21 protein-coding genes are annotated in these 24,725 nt (G+C 67.6%); 12 read left to right on the top strand and 9 right to left on the bottom strand.

Annotated elements, in window-relative coordinates:
- Positions 1–178: 178 nt before the first annotated feature.
- Entirely contained in the window at positions 179–1,063 is an 885-nt protein-coding gene (locus ACFTSF_RS39280; RefSeq protein WP_380160420.1) for a hypothetical protein, read from the bottom strand.
- Between the two features lie 421 nt (positions 1,064–1,484).
- On the opposite strand from ACFTSF_RS39280, the gene ACFTSF_RS39275 reads away from it, so the two are divergent.
- Complete coding sequence (locus ACFTSF_RS39275; RefSeq protein WP_344162919.1) at positions 1,485–2,309, top strand: SAM-dependent methyltransferase; 825 nt, start codon at positions 1,485–1,487, stop codon at positions 2,307–2,309.
- On the opposite strand, the gene ACFTSF_RS39270 is transcribed toward ACFTSF_RS39275, so the two are convergent.
- Positions 2,299–2,883, bottom strand: coding sequence for a TetR/AcrR family transcriptional regulator (locus tag ACFTSF_RS39270; RefSeq protein WP_380160417.1), 585 nt, complete (start codon positions 2,881–2,883; stop codon positions 2,299–2,301). The two genes, ACFTSF_RS39275 and ACFTSF_RS39270, sit on opposite strands and share 11 nt — an antisense overlap.
- A gap of 179 nt (positions 2,884–3,062) precedes the next feature.
- Here ACFTSF_RS39270 and ACFTSF_RS39265 point away from each other — a divergent pair, with 179 nt between their 5' ends.
- Together ACFTSF_RS39265 and ACFTSF_RS39260 are read left to right on the top strand one after the other, a co-directional pair.
- Positions 3,063–5,138, top strand: coding sequence for a hypothetical protein (locus ACFTSF_RS39265; protein ID WP_380160416.1), 2,076 nt, complete (start codon positions 3,063–3,065; stop codon positions 5,136–5,138).
- 1,184 nt (positions 5,139–6,322) lie between these two features.
- Positions 6,323–8,806 carry a polysaccharide lyase family 8 super-sandwich domain-containing protein gene (locus ACFTSF_RS39260; protein WP_380160414.1) on the top strand — a complete coding sequence of 828 codons (2,484 nt, stop codon included), beginning with the start codon at positions 6,323–6,325 and terminating at the stop codon, positions 8,804–8,806.
- Between the two features lie 4 nt (positions 8,807–8,810).
- Here ACFTSF_RS39260 and ACFTSF_RS39255 read toward each other — a convergent pair whose 3' ends face one another.
- The 5 genes from ACFTSF_RS39255 to ACFTSF_RS39235 form a co-directional block, all read right to left on the bottom strand.
- Positions 8,811–9,074, bottom strand: a complete 264-nt coding sequence (locus tag ACFTSF_RS39255; protein ID WP_344162934.1) for a hypothetical protein — start codon at positions 9,072–9,074, stop codon at positions 8,811–8,813.
- Positions 9,067–9,543, bottom strand: coding sequence for a MarR family winged helix-turn-helix transcriptional regulator (locus tag ACFTSF_RS39250; RefSeq protein WP_380160411.1), 477 nt, complete (start codon positions 9,541–9,543; stop codon positions 9,067–9,069). Before ACFTSF_RS39250 ends, ACFTSF_RS39255 begins: the two co-directional genes overlap by 8 nt.
- Positions 9,544–9,617: 74 nt before the next feature.
- Positions 9,618–10,136 carry an AAA family ATPase gene (locus ACFTSF_RS39245; protein ID WP_344162941.1) on the bottom strand — a complete coding sequence of 173 codons (519 nt, stop codon included), beginning with the start codon at positions 10,134–10,136 and terminating at the stop codon, positions 9,618–9,620.
- Between the two features lie 16 nt (positions 10,137–10,152).
- Positions 10,153–11,313, bottom strand: a complete 1,161-nt coding sequence (locus ACFTSF_RS39240) for an anhydro-N-acetylmuramic acid kinase (RefSeq protein ID WP_380160409.1) — start codon at positions 11,311–11,313, stop codon at positions 10,153–10,155.
- A gap of 1 nt (position 11,314) precedes the next feature.
- Positions 11,315–12,622, bottom strand: a complete 1,308-nt coding sequence (locus tag ACFTSF_RS39235) for an MFS transporter (RefSeq protein ID WP_380160407.1) — start codon at positions 12,620–12,622, stop codon at positions 11,315–11,317.
- Positions 12,623–12,701: 79 nt separating this feature from the next.
- Here ACFTSF_RS39235 and ACFTSF_RS39230 point away from each other — a divergent pair, with 79 nt between their 5' ends.
- The 3 genes from ACFTSF_RS39230 (at position 12,702) to ACFTSF_RS39220 (ending at position 15,555) form a co-directional block, all read left to right on the top strand.
- Positions 12,702–13,199, top strand: coding sequence for a SigE family RNA polymerase sigma factor (locus tag ACFTSF_RS39230; protein WP_380160406.1), 498 nt, complete (start codon positions 12,702–12,704; stop codon positions 13,197–13,199).
- Positions 13,196–14,548 carry a hypothetical protein gene (locus ACFTSF_RS39225; protein WP_380160404.1) on the top strand — a complete coding sequence of 451 codons (1,353 nt, stop codon included), beginning with the start codon at positions 13,196–13,198 and terminating at the stop codon, positions 14,546–14,548. The genes ACFTSF_RS39230 and ACFTSF_RS39225 overlap by 4 nt, the downstream gene beginning before the upstream one ends.
- A gap of 104 nt (positions 14,549–14,652) precedes the next feature.
- Positions 14,653–15,555: an endo-beta-N-acetylglucosaminidase H gene (locus ACFTSF_RS39220; RefSeq protein ID WP_380160403.1), complete on the top strand. Its 903-nt coding sequence runs from the start codon at positions 14,653–14,655 to the stop codon at positions 15,553–15,555.
- On the opposite strand, the gene ACFTSF_RS39215 is transcribed toward ACFTSF_RS39220, so the two are convergent.
- The gene (locus ACFTSF_RS39215) at positions 15,552–16,073 is read right to left on the bottom strand and encodes a histidine phosphatase family protein (RefSeq protein ID WP_380160401.1); all 522 of its coding nucleotides are present in this window, start codon (positions 16,071–16,073) and stop codon (positions 15,552–15,554) included. The two genes, ACFTSF_RS39220 and ACFTSF_RS39215, sit on opposite strands and share 4 nt — an antisense overlap.
- An 82-nt stretch (positions 16,074–16,155) precedes the next feature.
- Here ACFTSF_RS39215 and ACFTSF_RS39210 point away from each other — a divergent pair, with 82 nt between their 5' ends.
- The 6 genes from ACFTSF_RS39210 to ACFTSF_RS39185 all read left to right on the top strand — a co-directional run bounded on the left by ACFTSF_RS39210 (position 16,156) and on the right by ACFTSF_RS39185 (position 22,633).
- Complete coding sequence (locus ACFTSF_RS39210; protein WP_380160399.1) at positions 16,156–18,015, top strand: acyl-CoA dehydrogenase; 1,860 nt, start codon at positions 16,156–16,158, stop codon at positions 18,013–18,015.
- A gap of 161 nt (positions 18,016–18,176) precedes the next feature.
- The gene (locus ACFTSF_RS39205) at positions 18,177–19,403 is read left to right on the top strand and encodes a hypothetical protein (RefSeq protein WP_380160398.1); all 1,227 of its coding nucleotides are present in this window, start codon (positions 18,177–18,179) and stop codon (positions 19,401–19,403) included.
- Positions 19,400–20,053 carry a hypothetical protein gene (locus ACFTSF_RS39200; RefSeq protein ID WP_380160396.1) on the top strand — a complete coding sequence of 218 codons (654 nt, stop codon included), beginning with the start codon at positions 19,400–19,402 and terminating at the stop codon, positions 20,051–20,053. Before ACFTSF_RS39205 ends, ACFTSF_RS39200 begins: the two co-directional genes overlap by 4 nt.
- Positions 20,050–21,312: a hypothetical protein gene (locus ACFTSF_RS39195; protein WP_380160395.1), complete on the top strand. Its 1,263-nt coding sequence runs from the start codon at positions 20,050–20,052 to the stop codon at positions 21,310–21,312. Before ACFTSF_RS39200 ends, ACFTSF_RS39195 begins: the two co-directional genes overlap by 4 nt.
- Before the next feature lie 108 nt (positions 21,313–21,420).
- Positions 21,421–22,185: a DUF4097 family beta strand repeat-containing protein gene (locus tag ACFTSF_RS39190; RefSeq protein ID WP_380160393.1), complete on the top strand. Its 765-nt coding sequence runs from the start codon at positions 21,421–21,423 to the stop codon at positions 22,183–22,185.
- 199 nt (positions 22,186–22,384) lie between these two features.
- On the top strand, positions 22,385–22,633 hold the full coding sequence (locus tag ACFTSF_RS39185) for a DUF6458 family protein (RefSeq protein ID WP_380160391.1): 249 nt from the start codon (positions 22,385–22,387) through the stop codon (positions 22,631–22,633).
- Between the two features lie 4 nt (positions 22,634–22,637).
- On the opposite strand, the gene ACFTSF_RS39180 is transcribed toward ACFTSF_RS39185, so the two are convergent.
- Positions 22,638–24,410 (bottom strand): NHL domain-containing thioredoxin family protein, encoded by a 1,773-nt coding sequence (locus ACFTSF_RS39180; RefSeq protein ID WP_380160389.1) that lies wholly within the window; start codon positions 24,408–24,410, stop codon positions 22,638–22,640.
- Positions 24,411–24,725 lie beyond the last annotated feature (315 nt).

The following is a 24,725-nucleotide window of genomic DNA, read 5'->3' as shown; positions in this document are numbered from 1 at the left end:
GGCTCACTGGGCGGGGCGGGCGCCACTGCTGAGACCGTTCGCGCGCGAGTACTTCGCGGGAGTCGGCTGAACCTCAGTACTGCTCGCGCGAAGCGAGGAAGCATGCCGATCCAGGCCGGTCGGAGGGCTGGCCTGTTGCTCGCCGGCGGATCGAGAACCCTGCCGCGCCTAATCGCCTCTAGTGCGAGTGACCGGTCGGCTTCTCCGCCAGCGTCGGATTCACGATCACGAGCACCTCTCCGCCCGATTGGCCGACGCCGACGCGGCCGAACGCGAAGGGAGCCTGGCGGAGCCGCCCGTGTTCCAGACTCACCGGCTTGAGAACCATTTCGACCTCCCAAAGGACCTCTACCCGATCGAGGTGAAGCAGTCTCCCATCGGGTGGCTCAGCTCGGAGCATGAGCTCGAATTCTTCCCCCGTAGCACTGTTGCGCCCTCGCAGAGCTCCGAATGATCCGGCGAGTCGGTAGGTCCCAGCGGCTGTCGGGTGACTCTCTTCCGCTTGAAGTTGGTCCAGGAGGCACTCGGCCGTGCATGGCCCGAGGGTTCCAGCCTCTACGCCCTCATCCGTGAACAGCATCGTCCCCGAGACAACCTCCAGTGGCTCGGTGGAGCCATCAACCCATGCCTTACCTTCAACCATCCGGGTCCACCGATAGCTCACCGTCGATACGTCAACCTTGAGCTCGGCAAGTGGACCGCTATCGCTCACATCCTGTGTCGGCGTCAGAGCCTCGATGCCAAGCGAGGCGGCCTTGGTAAGTGCGGTCGACCAGAACCCCGCCCGGGAGACCACCACGACCTTGTCGACCGGCAGCGACTCGTACTTCCCCGAGACCTGCTCGATCCACTGGACGTCTGCCGGTCGCTTGTGATCTCGCACCTCGATGGCAATCCGGACTGGATATCCGCCCACCTCACCCTCGACCAGGACGTCAATCTCGCGCGGCTTGCCCGTCCGCGAGTCTGTCAACATTGCCGACTCGGTGACGACGGCATCAGGTGAGAGGTGCTTGTGGATGTAGTACACGACCCGCTGATAGTCGTTCGACCGTTTGGGCACGCTGCCAACGATAGGCCCGGTGTGCCCGATCCGTGCCCGATCGGAGGGCTAGCGCCGGTTGGTGGCGGTCAACAGCGGTCAGTCGGCCTCGCATTGGCGCCTAGGCGTGGGCGCGCTCAGGCGTCGTATGGTTGACAAGTCAGTTCCCAAGCTGACAGTGCGAGTTCGATTCTCGTCACCCGCTCCATGAGAAACGCCAGGTCTTCGGATCTGGCGTTCTGTCATTTCGGGCCCCTTCGAATGTTCTGACATCCGCTCTCTGCGGCCCCGGAAACCACGAATGTTTCCGGCCCCGGCCGAAACGGAGCCGGTCCTCTCGACCACGAAAGAAAGAACACCGGGCTCCCGCCGGTGCGCGCGGCCATGGACTCGACATAGAGTGACGGGAGTTACACGCCAAGGGACCGGAAGGACTGCCGTAATGGCCGACGAAGTACCCCAGGACAGCGAAGAGACCGCTCCTCCTGGTATCGATCTGAGCACCCCCAGCATCGCCCGCGCCTACGACTACATGCTCGGCGGCAAGGACAACTTCGCGGTCGACCGGGCGCTCGTCGACCACATCGTCAGTGAGATGCCGGGTTCGCCGGCGCTCGCCCTCGACAACCGAGCCGTCCTGGTCCGGGCGATCCGCGAGATCGTCGAGACCACGCCGGTCCGGCAGTTCCTCGACCTGGGCAGCGGCCTGCCGAGCGCCGAGAACGTCCACCAGATCGCCCAGCGGCACGCCTCCGAGTCGAAGGTCGTCTACGTCGACAACGACCCGATCGTGCTGGCCCACGGCCGCGCCCTGCTCGCCGAGAACGACAACACCGTCGTCTTCCAGGCCGACCTGCGCGAGCCCAAGTCGATCTACGACAGCCCGGAGACCCGCTCGCTGATCGACTTCGACAAGCCGGTCGCCATCATCCTGAGCGCGATCCTGCACCACCTCAACGACGACGAGAACCCGGCCGACCTGGTCAACTTCTGGTACGACCGCGTCCCCTCCGGCAGCTACTTCTTCGTCAGCCACTTCCGCAGCGCCGACGACCCGCGCAGCCTCCAGCTGCAGGAGGTCGTCCAGCAGTCCATCGGCCGCGGTCGCTGGCGCTCCGACGAGGAGATCCTCGCCCTCCTCCCCGAAGGCATCACGATCCTTCCGCCGGGCCTGGTCCCAGCAGCCCTGTGGCGCCCGGTCGACGAGCCCGACGAAGTAACAGCCTGGGGACGCCTGATCGGCGCCGTACTGGCCGTCAAGCCCTGATATCGCGAGGCTGGGCGGCGCCCCCCGCCCAGATCTTCGGCTCGAGCATCAGGTCGAGCTGCTCGGTGAGGAACGCCGGCAGCGTGCCCCAGCCGTTCACCGCCCAGACCTGAATCGCCCCGTTGAGACAGACCAGCGTGTGCCGCGCCAACGCCGGTACGTCGGTTTCTTCCCGGAGCTCGCCGGCTGTCACCGCGGCCCGGTAGAAGCGGGCACAGGTGTTCACGATGGCGGCGGCGTGAGCGCGGGCGTGTTCGCGGAACTCCGGATCGGATAAGTCGAGTTGCTCGCTTTGAGCGACCACTTTGAGCGCGAAGTCGCGCAGAGTCGCCAGCGGGGAGGTGTTGGCGGCCTCTGTTGTTGCGGCCGCGCGGAGTACCAGCTGCGTCGAGCGGGCCGCCGAGGCCAGCAGCAGACCGCGCTTGCTGCCGAAGCGCTGCATCAGCGTCGGGGGCGCCAGACCGACCCGGGCACCGACGGCGGCCAGGGTGAGTTTCGCCGGGCCGACCTCGGCCAGCACCAGCCGGGTCGCGTCCAGGATCGCGTCGTCATCGACCAGCCGCGGACGCGCCACGAAGGCCTCCGGAGTTTACGAATGGTCGTTCACTATTGACGGGATCGTAACAGATCCGTGCGCCGTCAGTTAGGTACGGCAACGGGTGGAGTACGGGATCCCCGACGGGGCCCGCGGCTGAGCCCGCTGTCCGGTCCCCCGTCCGCGGGCCGGCCTCGTCGTACCAACGGGAGCTCTTGATGCGTTTCGCCCGCACTGCTTTGGGCCTGCTGCTGACCCTGATCGGCCTGGTCGTCGGCATCGCCGGTGCCGCCGCCGCGTTCTGGCTGGTCGGCCCGGACAACACCATCTCCACCGGAGGCCGCACGCTGACCAGCGACGGCGTCGCCGTGGTCACCGCACCCGACCTGCTCGACCGCCACGGCCCGACCCTGCGCGTCAGCGTCACCGGGTCCAAGCCCGTGTTCGTCGGCATCGCCCAGGACCTCGACGTCACCGACTACCTCAACGGCGCCGCCCACACCCGCGTGATCCGGTACGACGTCCCCTCCACGATCAGCACCCAGACCATGCGCGGCTTCGAGCACAAGCTCACGCCGCCCGGCGACCTGGACTGGTGGGTCGCGAAGTCCGGAGGCAACGGCAACCAGTCAATCGCCTGGCCCATGCAAGACGGCCGCTACTCAGTCGTCGTCATGAACGCCGACGGCACCCCCGCGGTAGACGCGAACGTCAGCTTCGGCATCGAACTACACCGCTCCTTCGGCATCAGCCTCCTCATCCTCGGCGCCGGCATAGTCGCCCTCGCCCTAGGCATCGCCCTAGCCTTCCGCCGCTCGCCGTCCCACACCACCGACGAACTGCTGGTCCCGGTCGCCACAGCAGTCGCACTGAGTACGGCGGCGCCCGCCCGCGAGACCAGCCCGTTCGCCCCGGCGGACGACGTTCCGGCGTACCGGGCTCCTGAGGTGGTTGCCGATGAGGCAACCGAGAAGCTCGCGGTGATCGCCCAGCCCAGGCCTTCGTCGGGTGTGCAACTTCAGACCGAAGCGCCGGTCCGGCCGCGACCCGCTCGACCGATTCCAGGCGTACAGCCATTGCGCTCGGCACCGATGCTGATGACTCCCGCAGAGGTTGCCAGAGCGAAGTCCCGCGCAACCCTCACGACAAACAACTCCCCCACCACCTCGTACGCCGCCTCCACACCGGTCGCCGTCGCCGCGTCGGCTCCCGCCTCCACCGCCGACCCCGAGCAGGCCCCGACCACCCCGCCCACCGAGACGTTGCCGTTGGTGGAGTCGCCGGAGTTCTCCAAGAGTGATGAGGCGGTGAAGCGGACGGCGGCACTCCTCGCCAGCGGCGCTTTGTTGCTGACGGCAACCAGCTGCGGCCTGATGCCGCCGAAGAACAACCTGACCGTCCCCGACCGCCGGCCCGCCGTCACGGTCGCCGACGCCAAAGCCGTGGTGACGAAGTACAACGAACTCAACAACAAGGCCAACCAGACCCGCGACAACAAGCTCGCCGCGACCATCGAGGCCGAACCGACCCTGGCCCAGACCCTCGCCGGCTACCAGATCGGCCGCAAACTGGACACGGCCGGCAAAACCATCGGGAAGCCGTTCACCTTCACCGATCCGGTGGTCGGCGCACCGGAGTTCACGGCGTACCCGATGCGCTTCGTAGTCACCACCGGCGTCTCGAATTCGGCAGGCACCCGGCAGCTCGGCGTCTGGCAGCGAGAGAGCGCCGGCGCACCCTGGCTGCTCACCCACTCGGTCTACCCCGGCCCCTCCATCGACCTCCCGTCAATGGACGGCGTGCGCACTCCAAGCCGAGCCGACGTAGCCAACCTCGCCACCCACCCCACCGCAGTCGCCCCGACCCTCGCGGCGTACCTGAGCGGCGGTCCGAAGGCAGCCGAGGCCAAGCTCTTCACCGCCTCCCCCGGTACGACGAAGCTGCTCGAACAGCGCGCCAAATCAAAGGTCGCCGACGCCGCCCAGCCCTACATCGCCGCCGTCACCGACACCTACAAACCAACCGGCACCCCCGTCACCTTCATGACCGCAGACGGCGAAGGCCTCGTCTTCCTCACCCTCACCGAGCAGTACCTGCAACGAGTAGAACCAGGCTCCAACGCCTACTGGACGAGCGGCGAAGCAACCGCCTTCAGCAGCATGGTCAAGTTCACCCAAACCCTGCACCAGGACTACCTCCACCAGATCGCCCTGGTCATCCCCTCCAAAACCACCGGCGGGCCCATCCGAATCCTCTCCATGGACGGCCAACTAGTAGGAGCCGGCGGCTCCTAACCACCCCCGCCCCACCGCTGCCACAACGTCCGCCCGCAGCCCTGGTCGCCGGATCACCGGACGTTGGCCGCGGAGGTTGCGCTGCTCGGTAACTTTGGTGCGCTATCCGCGAAAAAAGTACCGACCAACGCACCACCGCACTGCCCACACGACGAGGCCCGGCGCGGTTTGGTGAGCCGCAGCGCGTGTGGTGAGCCGCGGGGTGGTTTGGTGGGGTGCGGGGTGGTTTGGTGAGCCGCGGCGCGGTTGATGAGGGCGCGGGGTGGTTTGGTGAGCCGCGGCGCGGTTGATGAGGGCGCGGGGTGGTTTGGTGAGCCGCGGCGCGGTTGATGAGGGCGCGGCGCGTGTGGTGAGGCGCGGCGCGGTTGATGACGCGCGGGGTGGCTGATGATGCGCGGCGCGGTTGATGGGGCGCGGCGCGGTTTGGTGAGGTGGCGGGGTGGGTCAGCTGCCAGCAGGCCTCTGTCCCGTCCGGCAACCACAGCCCGGCAACCCTAGGCGGCGGGGAGCCGCGGTCGCCGGGCCTCGCCATCCGCCTCAGCCACCGCGGCGCCCGGCCACGCTTTCTTTTTGGTCGGCCGGAGGCGGCGATCAGCCAGAGCGGTCGTCCCCGGCCGAGTTCTTTCGGGCCTGTGCCCCGACTCGACCACCAAAGGCGGCCGACAAAGCAAGAGGGCGGGCCAGGCAGGTGGCTGGGCCAGATGGCGAGGCCGGCGACCGCGGCTGCGCGTCGCTTGGGGCTGACGGGCTGTGGCTGAGGTGCGTGATGCTCGAGGTCTTGCGTTAGTCGGAGGATTTTCGGGTCCACGCGCCGAAAATGCTCCGATCAACGCGCCAGATATCCCCCGGGGCCCGAGATCGCGGGCCGGCGATCACCTTGTGCACCCACCAGCCATTCGGGACCCGCCGAAACGGTTGAACCGTGCTCAAGGTCGCCCCGACCGGCGCACCTTGGGCACCACTCGACCACCTTCGGCCCGCGCAGATGGTTGCCCCGTGCCCAACGTCGTACCGGGTCGTGGGGAGAGCGCATAAGTCGCCACCGCTCGCGGCACGCCCTTGCCCACAACTGCCGGTTCAGCATGTTGCGTGCGCGCGATTGGGAGGTGGTAAACGCTTGCTGGAAGATAGTTGCGGCTGGTTGACTTCTGGGGTGAGGTTTTCCCATCGCCCTGGGAGTGTTTGTGTACATCAGTCGCCGCCGCCTGCTGTCGTTCGTCCCCGCCGCCACTCTGCTGACTGCGGTCAACCCGGCTCGCGCCACCGCGGCCACCACGAACGAGGCGAGCTTGTTGCTGGCCAATGCGATTGCGATCTACGCCGGTACGGCGGAATCGAACGTGCGGCCGGAAGTCGCCGCCAAGTTGAGCGCGATGGACGCGACCGCGCGGACGTGGTTGGCCGCGATGGATCGGGCCGGCGCTAACGAGCTCTTCGCGGGACTCCCACTAGGCACCAGCGATCCGAATCTGAGTGCGTCGTACCTGCACCTCTATGAGATCGCCCTCGCCTACCGCCGACCCGGCCCAGCCTCCGACCTGCAAGGCAACGAGCAGGTCCGCACCCGGGTTGCCGACGGACTCCGCCGCCTCCACGACGGCTGGTACGGCGACCAGGCCAAGGGGTATTACGGCAACTGGTTCACCTGGGAGATCGGCATCTCCACGTTCGTCTCCAAAACACTCGCACTCATCGACGCGCCCACCGACCTCATCACGCAGTACGTCGCGTCGATGGACTCCTACCTGCGGAACGGGAAGAACGGCGACGTCGACCTCGACTCGCGGTTCCATACCGGCGCGAACCTGGTCGACATCACCGCGAACCGTGTCCTGCAAGGCGCCTTACTCAACGACGACGCGCGGATGCGGAAAGCGTTGACGGATCAGTTCACCGTGTTCGCGACCATCGATCCGTACAACCTGCAGCACGGCGTCACCGACGGGTATTACGCCGACGGCTCGTTCATCCAGCACTCGTCCGTCGCGTACACGGGCTCCTACGGCAAGGCGCTGCTCAGCAGAGTCGTGCAGACGATCAAGGTGCTCGCCGGTACGTCGTACGCGCAGACCGGTGAGCTGATCGGCGTCGTCCAGGGTTGGGTCGAGGACGGGTTTGCCCCGCTGATCTTCGAGGGCTGGATGATGGAGATCGTCAAGGGCCGTGCGGTCTCCCGACCAGGCACCGGGTACGACGACGTGGCGGTGATCGTCGAGGCGGTCGTCGACCTCGCCGATTACGCGGGAGCGCAGGACGCGGCGCGGTTGAAGGCGTTCGCGAAGTTCACCGCGCGGCCGACGATCAACCCGAACAGTTTCGTCTCGCCGGTGAGCATCGCGCGGTTCGCGGATCTGCGCGCCGACCCGACCGTCGTACCGGCGGACCTCAACCCGGCCGCGAGCAGTACGGCGTTCAACGCGATGGACCGGACTGTGCACCGGCGACCGGGGTATGCGTTCGCGCTCGCGCGGAACTCGGAGCGGATCAGCAAGTACGAGTACATGAGCGGCGAGAACCTGATGCCGTGGTTCCAGGGCGACGGCGCGCACTACCTGTACTTGAGCGGTCAGGACCAGACCCGCTCGTACGGCGTCGACTACTTCACCACCGTCTCGCCGTACGCGCTCGGCGGGGTAACCGCGCCGGTTGAGACCCGCAAGACGATCCCCGAGCTCTACGGGACGGCGTACTACAACCGTCCGCCGGAGTTCACGCCTTCGTCGGAGGCGCAGAACACGTACGTCTATTTCCCGACCGGCACCAACCAGCACTCCGGTGGCGCAACCCTCGACGCGTACGGCGCAGTCGGCTGGGTGCAGTCGGATGATTTCGCCTACGCCTCCCGTGACGAACTCCCGGCCGACTTCGTGACGTATCGGAACGCGTCGGCAACCAAGTCGTGGTTCCTGCTCGACGACGAGATCGTCGTCCTCGCCGCCGGTCTCCACGACCCCGACCGCCCGGTCACCACCACTCTCGACACCCGCATCGCCGCGCCCGGCGAGCCCGTCACCATCACCGGCGTACGGCGAGATGGTCGCGCCTGGACGGGATCCGGCGACCCCCGCTGGCTGCGATACGCGGCCGATAACGTTGCCGTCGGCTACTACTTCCTCGCGCCCACCGACGTTTCGTCAACCCTGCAAGACGTCACGCGCAGCCGCCGTACGATCCGTACCGCGAACCCCGACACCCCAGTCACCAAACAAGTCTTCGCCCTAACCGCCGCCCAGCCGGCTGGATCCACCCGTGCCCTCGCCTACGCGCTAGTCCCCAACGCCACCGAGTCAGCACTCCGCGCCTACCACCACGGCCGACTCGCCGTACTGGCCAATACCCCACGCCTGCAGGCGATCCACCACCAACGCCTACGCCTGACCGCCGCCAACACCTTCACCCCAGGCCCTCACCACCTCCCAGGCCTAACCATCGACGGCCCCGCCGCAACCCTCCTCCGCCGAACCCCCACCGAAACCACAGTCGCCGTCGCCGACCCCACCACCACCCGAGCCACCATCACCCTCAACCTCTGGGCCCAATACTTACGCCCAGCCACCCCCACCCCCGGCGTACAAGTCACCCGAACCCTCACCGGCACCCGCCTGACCTTCACCACCCACCAAACCCACGGCAAAACCCAAACCATCAAGCTCGTTCGAGCCTGGTGAGCGATCAAGGCAGGGCGTGGTCCTGCCGCTCATGCGCGAGTGCGGCGCCGGCCTCGACACCATCTGGATCCCCGAGCGGCATGCGCAGGACTGCTCGCCGCATCGCCACAGCACGCTCCAGCCGCGCGGCCGCCTCGAGGACAGCCTGCCGAATGACCGTCGGCCGCGGAGTGCCGCCCCGGGTCAGTACGTCGAGCGCCCGCTCGATCTCCGGATCCGTGCGAACGGTGATGCTCTCCGCCGTGCGCTCACCAGCGTCATCACCCATGTTCGAGCCTGGCGATGAGGGATTGCATGGTGGTTAGGGTGGTTTGGAGGTCTTTGAGGGAGAGGTCGGCGCTGAGGTCGGCGGCCCAGGGGTGTTGGGCTACGGAGATTTGGCGGATGGCCCAGTAGCCGGGTTCGGTGCAGGCGAGGAGTTTGGCTCGGCGGTGGGCTGGGTTGGGGCGGTATTCGGCCAGGCCGCGGTCGACCAGGAGGTCGGCGATGCGTTGGACGGCTTGGCGGCTGACGCCCATGATGCGGCCGACGTCGGCTACTGAGCGGGGTTCGTCGATGACACCGCCGAGGACTTGCCACCAGGCTGCGGTGAGGCCGCCGTGGGCGGCGAGGTCCTGAGCCGCCTCCAGGAGGCGGGCGTTCAGGCGGAAGGTGGCGAGGATGACGTCGGTCAACAGGGCACCGCCTTCGGTCTCCTCGGCCGGCTTCGGCCAGTCGGCGCGGGGCGGGATCGTCATGGACAACATGTTGTCATCTGGACAGCGTCTTGTCCATCACGCGGCGTGGAAGGGACGCTCCTCCCCTACAGGTCTTAGTTGCGGAAGCGCGTCCAGAGACTAAGGGTCTTACCGAAGCGCTCGCCGCGAATCCAGTCGAGGATGCTGCGCGCGACCCGCTCCGGCGAGACATCCCCACGCACCGACCGGGGAACGTACTTCCGCAGCTCAGCCGCATCAGCCAGCGCGTCGTCGATCTGATCCTGAAGCCATCCGCGCGCAGCCAACCGCTTGCGCCGTACGGCGTCCGGGCAGTCGAGGTGCAGCCAGCGCCCTTCCGGCAGCTCACTGGGCAACCCAGGCGTCAGCAGCAAGACGGGAATCCCGGACCGCCGGATCAGCTCGGTGATCCGCAACCAAACAGCGTTGTACGCCGGCCAGATGGGTGCCGCGGTCGGACTCGCGATGCTGATCCCGAGCAACCGCCCCTGGTCGTCGAGCAGCTCGTCCATGTCCATCACGACGAGATTGCCCGGATTCAACCGCACCAGCTCCGGAACCACGGTCGATTTACCGGCCCCGGGCGCACCTGTCACCACGAACAACCTCGTCACGGAACTAGTGTCGCGCTCACTCGATCAGAAGGCTCGCGGGAGGTCGAACATCGGCCGAGACATGCGGCACACCACCCAGACCCGGAGTGATCGATCCGAGCACGCTCGAGTGCCGCGCGCCGGTGCAGCTCGGGACCGTCCCGCCGAGCCCGTGCACGGTCAGGAACCCCAGTACGGCGAACGCCAGCGCCTCCTTGGCCGCCGACGGCAGTCCCAACTCGTCGCTGGTCCGAACCGGCACGCCTTCGAGTTCTAAAGCCAGCCGCTGCATCAGGGCCGGGTTCCGAATCCCACCACCGGAGGCGATCACCTCGGTCCCACCATGCCGCCGTACGGCGTCCGCGACCGTGCGGGCGGTCAGCGCAGTGACTGTCGCGACCACGTCGTCGGCCGGGATCTCCGGCAGACCCTCCATCATCCGAGCCAGGTAGGCGAGGTTGAACAGCTCCTTGCCCGTGGTCTTCGGCGCCGGCAACGCGTAGTACGGCTCCGCGAGCAGTCGCTCCAGCAGCTCCGCATGCACCTGCCCGCGCCCAGCCATCACCCCGTCGACATCGAACCCGAGCCGCCCAACCGTCAGCTCGGTGACGACCGCATCGATCAACGCATTCGCCGGTCCCGTGTCGAAGGCGACCGGGTCCCCGTCCACCACGGTGATGTTCGCGATCCCACCGAGGTTCAACGCGATCGGTACGCCGGGCCGCCCGCGCAACCACAGGACGTCGATGATGCTCACCAGCGGCGCACCTTGCCCACCGGCCGCGACATCGCGGGACCGCAGATCCGACACCACCGTCGTACCGGTCGCCTCCGCGATCCAGGCCGGTTGCCCGAGCTGCAGTGTGCCGCGCACCTGCCCGTCGTCGACCCAGTGGAACACCGTCTGCCCATGCGACACGATCAGATCGGCGTACCCACCGCTGAGCTGCTCGACCGCCTGCTGCGCCACCCGAGCGAAGGCCTGCCCGATCCCGGTGTCCAACCGGCACACCTGCTCAACGGAAGTACTTGCCGGTGGCAACAACCCGGCCAACTCCCGACGGACCTCGTCCGGGTACGCCTGGCTGAGCATCCCGAGCGGGGTCAGCACCAACTGGTCCCCGTCCAGGCGAAGGTCGGCCGCCGCCGCGTCGATCGCGTCGTACGACGTCCCGGACATCAAGCCGATGACTCGCATCTCAGTCCCGCAACTCCCGTCGATGATCGTCGCCGCGCAACGTCGCCAGTGCGACGACACTCACCGCACACGTCACCACGACGTACCAGGCCGGAATATCGATGTTCTTGGTCCGCTTGATCAGCTCGGTGATGATCAAGCCGGCCGACCCGGAGAACACTGCGTTGGACAGCGAGTACGCCAGGCCGAGCCCGGTGTAGCGCGCCCGGGTCGGGAACATCTCGGCCAGCATTGCGGGTCCCGGCCCGGCCATCAACCCCACGACCAGCCCGGCGACGAAGACCGCGGCACCCTTGGCCGCCGTACCGGCGTCCTTGTCCTGGAGCAGGTTGAGCAGCGGAAACGCCAGTACGACGACGAGCGCGGCGCCGGTCATCATCACCGGCCGACGCCCGATTCGGTCACTCAGTGCCCCGGCCGGCAGGATCGACGCGGCGAAACCGGCGTTCGCCAGCACGGTCGCGACCAGCGCCTGCTGGAAGGTCGCATTCAGCGTCGCCTGCAGGTACGACGGCATCACGACGAGGAAGGTGTATCCGGCGGCCGACCAGCCCATCAGCCGCCCGATCCCCAGAGCAATCGCCCTGGCAACTTCACCGGCACCCGCTCGCCCCGGCTCAGCAGCGCCCGCCGCCCCGGGCTGAGCAGCAGCGGTCTGGGTTCGGGTGAAGCTTGGCGTCTCCTCGAGTCTCAGCCGCAACCACAGCGCGACCAGACCGAGCGGCAGCGCGACCAGGAACGGCACCCGCCAGCCCCAATCGGTCAGCGCCTCCTTGCTCAGCACGGTGGCCAGGATCGCCGCCAGCCCCGCTCCGGCGAGCAGACCGAGAGCCACGGTGAACGACTGCCAAGCGCCGTACCGGCCCCGACGACCTGCGGGCGCGAACTCGGTCATGATCGACACCGCACCGCCGAACTCACCACCGGCCGACAACCCCTGCAGCGCCCGGACCAGGGTCAGCAGCCACGGCGCCAAGGCCCCGACAGTCGCGTACGTCGGCAGTACGCCGATCAGCGTGGTCGAGCCGGTCATCAGCAGCAGCACCAGGATCAGTGTCGGGCGACGGCCGATCCGGTCGCCGACCCGGCCGAAGATCGCGGCACCGATCGGCCGGAAGAAGAACGCCAGCGCGAACGAGGCGTACGTCTTGATCAGGCTCTCGGCGTCGCTGGTGGCCGTCGTACTGAAGAAATTCGCCGCGATCACGGTGGCGAAGAAGCCGTAGGCGCCGAACTCGTACCACTCGACGAAGTTGCCGACCGTGCCCGCGACCAGCGAGCGCCGGTGCGAAGTGGGTGGGTTGGTCACGACAAACATTCTGTCTCAACCTTGCGGTCCTTGCCGGTGTCATTCTCGGTACAGACCAGATCACGGGGAGGAGCACCGGGTGTCTCGGGGCGACGACTTCGACGAATTCGTCCGTGGCAGCGCAACCAGGCTGCTGCGGACCGCTGTACTGCTGACCGGGGACCGGGCCGCGGCCGAGGACCTCGTGCAAGAGATGTTCGAGCGGGTGTACGTGAAATGGCGGCGGATCCACGGGTCGCCGGAACCGTACGCCCGCAAGACGCTGGCCAACCTGTCCGCGAACAGGTGGCGCAGCAAGAGCCGTAAGCCCGAGGTGGCGCTCGCCGACCACCATGACCAGGGTGCACCCGACGGATCGGACGAGTACGCCGTCCGGGACGGACTGCTCGCGGCATTGCAGGAGCTCCCGCCACGGCAGCGCGCGGTGATCGTCCTGCGGTTCTACGAGGACATGACCGAGGCGCAGACGGCCGAAGCGCTGAACTGCTCACTCGGCACCGTCAAGAGTCAGACCTCCCGCGGCCTCGACCGCCTCCGCCTGATCACCGAACCCGCACTCCTGGAAGGACTGCGATGACCAAGACCGAACTCAAGGACCGGCTGATGGCCAGTGTCGACGAGATCGAGGCCGCGCCCGACGTACTCGATCGGGTCCGCGTCGGCGGTGCCCGCCGGCTCCGCCGCCGGCGCCTGACCACGCTCGCGGTCAGCACGATGGTCGTGCTGGCGGTCGGCGGCGTCACGCTGACCGGTCCCTCGCTCTACCACCAACTGACGGATCCGCCAGTGGCCGGCGTACCGGTCCAGAACGATCCCTATGGCTTCCTGATGAAGGGCCACACCCGCGGCGACCTGGCCGGCGACCAGAACTACCTCGACCAGGCACTGGCCGCGTGGGAGAAGTCGCATCGCAACTCGGGCAACCGGGACCGCGGGATCTTCGACCGCATGCAGGGCGAACCGCAGGTCTTCTGGGCCGGTAAGACCCCGGGCGGGCGGGTCGCGATCATCGGGCAGTACTCCGATCTCCGCCATCACGACAACATCCAGCTCGACCGCGAAGGTGTGCACACGCTGGTCGGATTCGTCGCCGACGGCACGGATGGCAAACCCGCCGTCGTCGCGGACAGCTACCCGGCACCCGGCGTCAGCCTGACCACCGGCTTCGTCACCAGGAACACCCTGGTCGTGCTCGACACCGGCAAGAAGGTCGGCTGGTCACCAGCGCGCGAGTACGACGACAGCAACGGCAGCAGCAGCCGCAAGTACACGCAGGTGCAGTTCAAGAACGGCGTCGGCGTCGTCAAGCTCCCGGAGAACACCGACGCGAAGAAGCTGGCTCTGCACACGCTGCCGGCGCAGGGCCCGTCCGACCTGGCCATCGCCAACGGCGGAGTGAACACCATGGGCAACTCGACGCCGGACGATCGACTCTGGTCGTCGGACATCCCGAACGACGGGCTCTGGCCGATGTCAGCGGGCGCCGAGCAACTCGCCGGCGACGCCCGGGACACCTTCACCAACACCGTCGGAGCGGCCGCCGACCCGGAGCACTACATGTTCTCGGCATCGCTCTGGATCGGGTACGGCGTGACGGCCAACGGCAGTTCCGTCTACCTCGGCGAGCAGCAGATCGACACCGACGCGAGCCGTGTGTACGCCGTACTGCAGCCGGCGAAGGGGAAGGCGCAGATCATCGGCGGCGGCGAGCCGAACCGCGGCGCCGCGCTGCCCGTCCAGATCAGGCTGCCGGACAACCAGGGCTGGGCGGTCGCCGCCAAGGACGCCACGCTCTCCTACCGGTACGGCGAGGGTGCGTGGAGCGCGACCTCGAAGCACGCGCTGCTGATTCCGCACGGCGAGGACGTCGAGGTGAAGGTCGAGACTCCGGCCCGGACGGAGATCGTCGTAGTCACTCCGAGTTGATCCCTTGACACTGGGTTTGGGCCCGGCCGATGATCAGTCCGCTATACCGGTTTAGTTCGACCGGTGTAGCGGACCGCCCACCCTTGTGACGAGGAGCCGACCGAATGAGCGAACTCATGCGCCGAAGGACCCTTCTGACAGCTATCGCGGCGGGTACCGCCGTGGCTGCGACCGGCACCGCCACCGCGACCGCGGCCTGCCGAGCGGTGAAGAAGCCGACCACGGTGGCCTACATCGAGGTCAACGACCACAGCATGCTGAGCGCCGGCAAGTACAAGCTGGCCAATGACGGCCGTCAGGTGATCGACATCGCGGTGATCTTCGCCGCGAACATCAACTACAACACGACGACCAAGAAGGCGTACCTGCACTTCAACACGCAGGTGACGAACGTGCTCAACAACGTCGCCACCCAGGTCCGTCCGTTGCAGGCCAAGGGCATCAAGGTCACCCTCTCGATCCTCGGCAACCACGAGGGCGCCGGGTTCGCCAACTTCCCGAACAAGGCCGCCGCCGAAGCCTTCGCCCAGGAACTCGCCGACGCGGTCGCCCGCTACGGCCTGGACGGGATCGACTTCGACGACGAGTACGTCGAGTACGGCAAGAACGGCACCGGCCAGCCGAACGCCGACTCGTTCATCTGGCTGGTCCAGGCCCTGCGCGCGAAGATGCCGGCCGGCAAGCTCATCACGCTGTACGACATCGGCCCGGCATCGGATCGACTGAAGAGCGGCGAAGTGGACATCCACAGCACCTTCGACTACGCCTGGCAGCCGTACTACGGCACCTGGGGGGCCGACAAGGAGTTCGACAAGTCGAAGTACTCGCCCGCCGCCGTCAGCTACACCGCCACCAGCCAGGCAACGGCCGCCAGCCTCGCTGGGCGCACGGTGAGCGAGGGGTACGGCGTCTTCCTCACCTACAACCTCACCGAGGCGAACACCGCGTCGTACATGTCCGCCTTCACCCAGAAGCTCTACGGCAAGAACACCGTCTACACGCCCTAGAGCTCGTACTCCCACCCCGGCTGCCAGTTGAACGGTGCGGCGATCAGCTTCTCCAACGGCACGCCCCCGCCGAGCAGGTGCTCCAACGCCCATCTGTTCGCCGAGTGCGCGACCACGAGCACCACGCTGCCGCCGTACCAGCGCTTGACGTCCGCTAGGAACGACCGCGTCAGTTCCAGCACGTCGTTGTAGCTCTGACCGCCGGGGAACGGCGTCCGGATGCGCTCGACTCTCGGGTCGAGCGCATCCCTCGGGGCCCCGTTGAGCTCGCCGTAGTTGCACTCACGCAACCGCCAGTCCCTCAGGTGCGGGGCGGTGAGCCCGGACAGCTCGACAGTCTGTACGGCGCGTCGCAGATCCGAACTGAAGATCACGTCGACCCCTTGATTTCGCGCCCCCAGCTCCGCCGAGTGTCGCCTTCCCTCGGCCGAGAGCTCGCCCGGCAGCCACCCCGTGGCGATGCCGTTCTCGTTGTCGAGCGTTGTGGAGTGCGTCTCGTAGATCAGCTTTGTGGTCACGCGAACAGTGAATCCGCTTTGCCTTTATTACCGGCCGGTATATACTCAAGTTACTGGCGAGTATAGGTCGAGGGAGACCCCTGTGAGTCACTACAAGTCGAATCTGCGGGACATCGAGTTCAACCTGCTCGAGGTTCTCGGCCGGGGCGAGGTGCTCGGGCAGGGACCGTACGCCGACATGGACGTCGACACCGCGCGTGAGGTGCTGAGCGAGATCGACCGGCTGGCGAAGAACGAGATCGCCGAGTCGTTCGAGGACGCCGACCGGAACCCGCCGGTGTTCGACCCGGAGACGCACGAGGTGCGGATGCCGGAGTCGTTCACGAAGAGCTACCAGGCCTACATGGACGCCGAGTGGTTCAAGCTCGAGCTGCCGGCCGAGCTGGGCGGTCAGCCGACTCCGCCGTCGCTGCGCTGGGCCGCGGCAGAGATGGTTCTCGGCGCCAACCCGGCCGTGCACATCTACGCCGCCGGACCGAACTTCGCCCACGTGCTGTGGCGCAACGGCATCGACCGTGACAAGAAGATCGCGCACCACATCATCGAGCGCGGCTGGGGCGCCACCATGGTGCTGACCGAGCCGGACGCCGGTTCCGACGTCGGCGCCGGGCGCGCGAAGGCCACGCTGCAGGACGACGGCAGCTGGCACATCGAGGGCGTGAAGCGGTTCATCACCTCGGGTGAGCAGGACATGACCGAGAACATCGTCCACCTCGTGCTGGCCCGCCCGCAGGGCATCGAGGGGGTCGGCGGCCCCGGGACGAAGGGGCTCAGCCTGTTCGTCGTACCGAAGCACCACTTCGACCTGGAGACCGGCGAGCTGACCGGGGAGCGCAACGGCGCCTTCGTCACGAATGTCGAGAAGAAGATGGGTATCAAGGTCTCCACGACCTGCGAGCTGACCTTCGGCGACGGCGTACCGGCCAAGGGCTGGCTGCTCGGCGAGGTGCACGACGGCATCGCGCAGATGTTCCAGGTGATCGAGTACGCGCGGATGATGGTCGGCACGAAGGCGATCGCGACGCTGTCGTCCGGCTACCTCAACGCGCTTGAGTACGCCAAGACGCGCGTCCAGGGCGCCGACCTGACCAACCCGGCCAAGGACGCGCCGCGGGTCACCATCACCCACCACCCCGACGTACGGCGTTCGCTGCTGACCCAGAAGGCTTATTCGGAGGCACTGCGCGCGCTGGTGCTGTTCACCGCGACCTACCAGGACCGCGCTGAGCAGGCCCGGTATGCCGGTGAGCACGACGTGGTCGCGGAAGGTGTGAACGACCTGCTGCTGCCGCTGGTGAAGGGCTACGGCTCGGAGAAGTCGTGGACCCTGCTCGGCACCGAGTCGCTGCAGACGTTCGGTGGTTCCGGCTTCCTGCAGGACTACCCGATCGAGCAGTACGTCCGCGACGCCAAGATCGACACCCTCTACGAGGGCACCACGGCGATCCAGGGTCAGGACCTGTTCTTCCGCAAGATCATCAAGGACCAGGGCAAGGCCCTCGGCCACCTGGCCGAGCAGATCCAGGGCTTCGTCGCGTCCGAGGCCGGCAACGGCCGTCTGAAGGAGGAGCGCGCGCTGCTGGCGAAGGGCCTCGAGGACACCCAGAAGCTGCTGGGGATCATGGGCCAGGCACTGATGGCAAGCAACCCGCAGGCCGAGAACGGCGACCCGCGGAACGTCTACAAGGTCGCCCTGAACACCTCGCGGCTGCTGTTCGTCCTCGGTGACGTGGTCTGCTCGTGGCTGATGCTGCGCCAGGCCGAGGTCGCCCTCGAGCGGCTCGGCGGCGAGCTGACCCCGGCCGACCAGGACTTCTACAGCGGCAAGGTCGCGGCGGCCCAGTGGTTCGTGCGGTCGACGATGCCGTCGGTCCGCGCCGAGCGGATCAAGGCCGAGCTGACCGACCTCGACATCATGGATCTGCCCGAGTCGGCGTTCTGATTCCTTCCGCATCAGGGGACGGGCAGATCGATCTGCCCCGTCATCTGCCCTTCTCCTGAAGCGGTTCCGTGGAGCAGCGTTTCTGCCCGAGGCACCTGCATCCCTGGCTTGGCTTCCCCTGTCCGAGCCAGGGCTGCGGGTGTCGCCGTAGGCTGTCCGCGATGTCCGCCAAGCTCCGCCGCCTCGCCACGCTGCTCGCCGTCCTCGTGGCCCTGCCGGTTCTCCCCGCCCACGCGGCCACCCCATCGATCCCGGACCGGATCGCGGCCGCCTGGCAGACCGACCGCATCTTCGTCGACTCCCGGATCGCCCCGGCCATCCCGACCACCGAGCTCGACCGGATCCGCGCCGAGTCCGAGCGGGCCGGTTTCGCCGTGTACGTCGCGCTGGTCCCACGAACGCCGTACTTGCGGGAGAAGCTCTACGACCTGCCGACGCTGTTGCAGGCGCGGGTCGGGCAGCCCGGCCTGTACATCGTCCGCGTCGTGTCGGACGACTACTGGACCGGCGTCGAGCAGCTGTTCCGGCCCGGCGGTCTCAAGGGGCGCGACATCACCAGCGTCCGGGCCGACGACCCGCAGCGTCGCCAGATCGTCGACGACCGGCCTGCACCCCAGATCGTCCGAACCATCCAGCAGGCTGAGACCGCGTACGACGGCCGCCAGTTGCCGGCGGCTCCGGCGAGCGATCTGAAACCGCCGCGTCGGGCGGACACCCCGTCGATCACCGACCAGGAGGACCGCGCGGCGTTCATCGGACTCGGCGTCGGCGGGTTCGCGGGATTCGTTCTGGTCCTGGTTCTCAACCGCCGCCGCCGTCGACCGGGGACACGACCGAAGGCCGACGAACCGACGGCGTACCGGGACCAGATCCGTCAGCAGGCCGACCAGCTGATCAAGCGAGCCGCCCGGTCCATTCGGCAACTGGAGAAGCGGCCGAACCTGTCGCTGACGCAGCTCGACCAGCGCGACGACGCGAACCGCCGACTGGAAGCTGCCCGCTCCCTGCGCGCGGATCAGCCGGACGACCTACTTGCGGTGACCGGCGCTCTGGTGCTGGCTCGGCAGGCTCAGCAAGCAGTCGGCGGCGGTTCGGTCAAGCCGCCCTGCTTCTTCGATCCGACCCACCGAACCGGGACGACCCGCGTCGCCTGGGCCGACGGCGTCGAGGTGCCGGCCTGCCGGACGTGCACTCAACGACTCCGCAAGGGCAAGACGCCGTACGGACTGCAGGTGAGCCGCCGCACCGGTCTGCTCGGTCGCGGTCGCGAGGTCGTCCCGTACTGGACCCTGGATCCGGAGGACAGCCCGATGGTCGCGTCCGGCTTCGGCGCGCTGACCGATGACCTGGCCGAGCGCGTCTGCAAGCGGCCGGAGGATGTCCGATGAGGCGGGCCATGATGTTGCTGTTGGCAACGGTTGCGGTGCTCTGGATCCCGATGGCCGCCACGGCCGCAGTTCCGGATGATCCCCGGATTACCGCCGCGATCGAGGCCTGGGCGACCACCCCGCTGTATGTCGACCCCGACTATGCCTCGGTGGCCGATGTCGGGCCGATGCTGGCAGAGATTCGCACGGCGCCGGCCACGGTGTACGTCGCCGTCGTACCGAGCGGCACGTGGTTCCAGGAGAAGGGCGACCCCGAACTGCTGGCCGGCTGGCTCGCGAACGCGAACAGCAAGCCGGGCGTGTACGTCATGATGGACGGCGACGAGACTCACGGGGTCGCGCACGAGATCCACGCTTACGCCGGGGGCTCGACCTGGTCGTCGGGCCGAGAGCAGGCGATGAGCAGCCAGCTCTCCGACTTCCTCGACGGAGTGAAACTCAACGACCGGTACGACGCCGAGCCGGCCCGGACCACGCCACTGACGCCGCGGCCGGTCGCAGAACCCGAACCGGAACGGTTCACCACCAGCGACGCGATCCGCAACGGACTCGGCGGCGGAGCGCTCGGAATGGCCGGGGGCGCGCTGCTGGCCGGTGTCGTGCTGGGAGTGGCGGCCCTGGTCGGGCCAAGACGTGGAGGACGTTCGTGAAGGTGCTGCCCAAACTGACGGCCGTGGTGTTGACCGCGCTGGTCACGCTGCTGATGCTGACCGTGACGCCGGCCCAGGCCGGTACCACGCAGACCCCGGCCGAACGTGCGCGCGAGATCGCGACTGCCCTGGAAAAGGACCGGCTGTACGTCGATCCGGCGTACCAGGCTGCCTTGCCGGAGAGCATGCGCGCCGACGTTCGGGCGAAGGCCAAGGCGCTCGGGTACCCGGTCTACTCGATCGTGCTGCCGCTGACCCCGAGCGACGCCTTCCAGGGCAAGGAAAGCAACGTCCTCACGCTGGTGATCGACGCCATGGACAAGCCCGGCCTGTACGTCGTGATTGATGGCGGCAGCCGGTTCCCGTGGTACCAGGTGCACGAGCTGCCGCAGCTCGACGAGGACCGGCTTCGGCCGGTGCGGCAGCGCGCCCTTGCCGACACCGGGTACGACGCCGGTCCGACCGAGGTGCTCGCCCGGATGTACGAGCTGCTGTCTTCGCCCGCGCTACCGCCGTCGAAGCCGACCACTGGTGGGGGACGCGACGCGGGTCGGGACTCGGACGGCTCGTCGGGCTCGTCGGGTGGCGCGGTCGCGCTGTTCGTCGTACTCGGGATTGTCGGCGTGGTGGTCCTCGGGCTTGTGATCGGCCTGGCTCGCCGGGGTGGCGGCGGTCTGCGCCGACTGCGCCGCGAGAAGTCGTTCAGCATCCCGCCGCACGTCGCTGCCACGGTGGCGGCCGAGCAGCGCCGGCGGCTGACTCGGGAGACCGCGCTCGAGCTGACCACACTCGGCTCGAAGCTGGCCGCCCTGCCGAGCGCCCACGGGTTGGGTCTGTCGCATCAGCAAGCCGCCCTCGACGCGCGCCAGGCCGCGGAGAAGGTGCTCGACTCGTCCGAGGATCTCGTCGACGTGGTCGGTGCGATGGTCCTGCTGGACAAGGCCAGGCGCGAGTACGACGCCGCGGTCGCGGTGGCGGCCGACCGTCCGATCGACGCCGTACCGGAGTTGTGTGCGTTCAACCCACTGCACGGCCGGTCGTCCGGACGGAAGACCCAGGTGAAGTCCGACGGTGCCACCCTGACGCTGCCGCTGTGCGCCGACTGTCGCCGCGCGCTCGAACGCGGCCAGGCGCCGTCGTCGCTGCCCGGGAGCGACGGGCCGTACTGGCATGGCGACGATCTCTGGGCGCGGACCTTCTTCGGTGCACTCGGCGACGACCTCGCCGGAGCGGTGTCGCGCGGCGACCACCGCTCCTGACCTCAGGTGTCCCTGAGGTTCGGCTCAGGGGCGGCTAGGGGGTTCTGCCTGATCCGGCGGATGGTGTCCGCGACCTACGGTCGAGGCTGACACGCTGGGAGGCGGACGATGGAGAGCAGGCAGCTGGGGGTCGTGGTGCTGGTGATCGCGGCCGGCGTCGGGTTATGGCAGTTCGGGGGAAGAGACAGTGACGACGAGCACCGCATCGACGCCAAGATCGACACGGTGCGGCTGGCGGCCGACAACGCCGACATCAACATCAAGGTTTCCGACGACGACACCACGACGGTGAAGCAGATGCGCCACTTCTGGTTCTTCAAGCGCAGCGACGCCTACTCGGTCGACGGCAGCACCCTGAAACTCGACGGCGACTGCGGCTGGAACTGCAGCGCCGACTACGAGGTGACCGTCCCGCGCGGTACCAAGGTCGTCGGCGAGAACGGCAGCGGCGACCTCTCCTTCACCGGAGTAGCCGGCGTCGACGCCACCTCCCGCTCCGGCGAGGTAGACCTCAACGACGTCACCGGCGACGTGAAACTGGACCTGACCTCAGGCGACGTCTCCATCCAGAACCTCACCGGCCGCCTGAACATCAAAGCCAACTCCGGCGACATAGACGCCGACGGCCTCCGGGGCGGCCCCGTAGACATCGAGACCTCCTCCGGCGACATCGGCCTCGACCTCACCGAAGCCAACGACATCCAAGTCAAAGGCACCAGCGGCGACGTAGAAATCACCGCCCCCACCGGCTACCGAGTAACCACCAACACCCGCTCCGGCGAGGTCGAAAACACCCTAGGCAACGACACCGCCGCCACCCACACCCTCACCGCCACCACCGTCAGCGGAGACATCGACCTCCGCCACAACTAAACCCACAACCCGGTGTGCGAGAACTGGGGGCACACCGGGGCTGCGGTCTTCATCCCCCTCACCACCTTCAGAGGGGAACGTGGTGAGGGGCTTGTGGGTGTTTCTGGTGGGGTACTGGTGGCGTGTCTGACAAGTGATGGATTCGGTGGCTAGCACGGAGTAGCGTCGTTGGTAGGGCGTACTTCACTAGGAGGCTCGGATGAGCATCGGTGTGGGGATCTTTCTGATGGTGGTGGGCGCGATCTTCGCGTTCGCGGTCCGGGACACCTGGGATGCGGTGAACCTGCAGGTGGTCGGCTACATCCTCCTGCTGGCCGGAGCGGCTGGGATCGTGTTGTCGTTCTACATCACGAACCGGCGGCGCCGGGTGGAGACGGACGCCATCGACCCGGCCATCGAAGAGGAGTACTGGGTCGTCGAGGAGCACCACCGCGACGTCAAGGAGTAGGCGCTCAGCCGCCTGACAGCACCAACTGCAACCGTGCCGGTCCGTCAGCAGTGACGCGGACCGGCACACCCCAGTCCTGCCGATGCATGTGGCAAGCGGGGAACTCGACCGCATCCGAGTCATCACAGGACGCGGCCTGCACTGCGACATGCAGTACGCCGTCGCCTACGCGCTCGTCGATCACGAGTCGTCGGACCAGATCGGTGGAGTCGCCGGCACCTTCGCGCAGGAGCGTGTCGGGGGTCGACGAGACCAGAAGCCGCGTCGACGGACCGTACCGGTTGTCGAGCTTCTGACCGGGCGGCGGCGTGAACACCACCTCGAGCGTCACCTCGCCGGCCGCGATATCCATCGGCGGTCGCTGCGTCCGCGTGCTGAACTCGGACGCCGTCGCCGAAGCCCCGAGCGGAATCCGGGTCAGCCGATGCGCGGCCGACTCCACCACGAGCAATTCGTTGCCCACGACAACAGCACCGCTCGGTTCGGCGAGCTCGGTCGCCATCGTGTCGACAGTGTCGGTACGCGGGTCATACCGCCGTACGGCGCCGTTGTAGGTATCGGCGATCGCCACCGAACCGTCCGGCAGCACGGTCACCCCGAGCGGGTGCTGCAGCAACGCCTCGCTCGCCTTCCCGTCCCGCAGCCCGAAGTCGAACAACCCGGTCCCGACAGCAGTGTGCACCTCACTGTCGATCCACCGCAGCGCCGAGATCTCCGAGTCGGCCAACCACAGCCGATCCCCGTCCACCGCCAGCCCACTCGTCTGCGCGAACCACGCCTCGCGCGGCTCACCATCCTTCAACCCCTCATTCGTCGTACCGGCCGCCACCTCGGTCACCTTCGTGATCGGGTCGAACGTCCACAACTGATGAACCCCGGCCATCGCGATCCACACCTTGTCCTGGAACCACGCGACATCCCACGGCGAACTCAGTACGTCGGTGCTGTCGCCATCCATCCACTGCTTGCCGGTCCCAACGAGCGTGCTGACCTCACCAGTCGTCAGGTCGATCCCGCGCAGCGCGTGGTTGACGGTGTCCGCCACGACCACGTCGTACCCAACCTGCTCAGCGACCTCAACCGGCAACCGCGTCAACCCATTCGGCTCCGAGAAACTCGCCTGCACCCCGTCCGCGAAACCCCGCTGCCCGGTGCCAATCCGCCGTACCAACGTCTCTGCGTCAGCCTGAAGCTCCGCGATGCTGTGGTTCCCCGCATCGGCCACCAACAGATTCCCGTTGTCCAAGGCAATCACCTTCGCCGGGAACCGCAACTCCGACCACTCCGGCTCCGGAGCGACGTACGGCGACTTCCCCCGCGTCAATGTACCGGCAGCCTCGTGCTCGGCGATCAGCTCCGCCAGCAACGCATCCAACGCATGCGCGTGCCCCTCACCCGAGTACTGCGCCACGATGTACCCGTTGGGATCCACCAACACCAACGTCGGCCAAGCCCGCGCCGTGTAATTCTGCCAAGTCACCAACTCCGGATCATCCAGCACCGGATGCCCCACCTCATACCGCTCCACCGCGGCCCGAACCGCCGCCTCTTCCCCCTCATGCGCAAACTTCGGCGAATGCACCCCGACAATCACCAGCGCATCGCCGTACTTCTCCTCCAACGGCCGCAACTCGTCCAACACATGCAAACAGTTCACACAACAAAACGCCCAAAAATCGATCAATAAGAAGCGTCCTCGAAAGTCAGCCAAGGCCAACTCCCGCCCCCCGGTGTTCAACCACCCACGACCCTTGAGCTCCGGCGCGCGCACATGCATACATCCAGTATCGCTCGCCCCCATTCACCCTCCACCCCGCGCCCACGCTCCGGGCACACCCACCGCGGTGAGCACCCCCGCTCCGGGGCACGCGCGCTCCTACGTCGCGTGCTACCCACCCCGCACGCCCCACCCACCCGTCCACGCGGCTGCCGCCGCTTCCTCACAACAACACTTCCGCCAACCGTCCATTCGCAACCGCCGCCGCTCCCGCCCGCTCCTCCGTCGCGGACACGCGGCTTGCTGAACCGCGGTTGGGTGGGGTGGGCGTGCCGCGGGTGTCGCTCCCCACTGGCTGAGGTGGTGGGTTGCTGC

It is taken from the genome of Kribbella sp. NPDC056951 (assembly GCF_042674205.1).
Classification (GTDB): Bacteria; Actinomycetota; Actinomycetes; order Propionibacteriales; family Kribbellaceae; genus Kribbella; species Kribbella yunnanensis.
The sequence above is the reverse complement of the archived record's forward strand: the minus strand, read 5'-3'. Positions and strand labels throughout refer to the sequence as shown.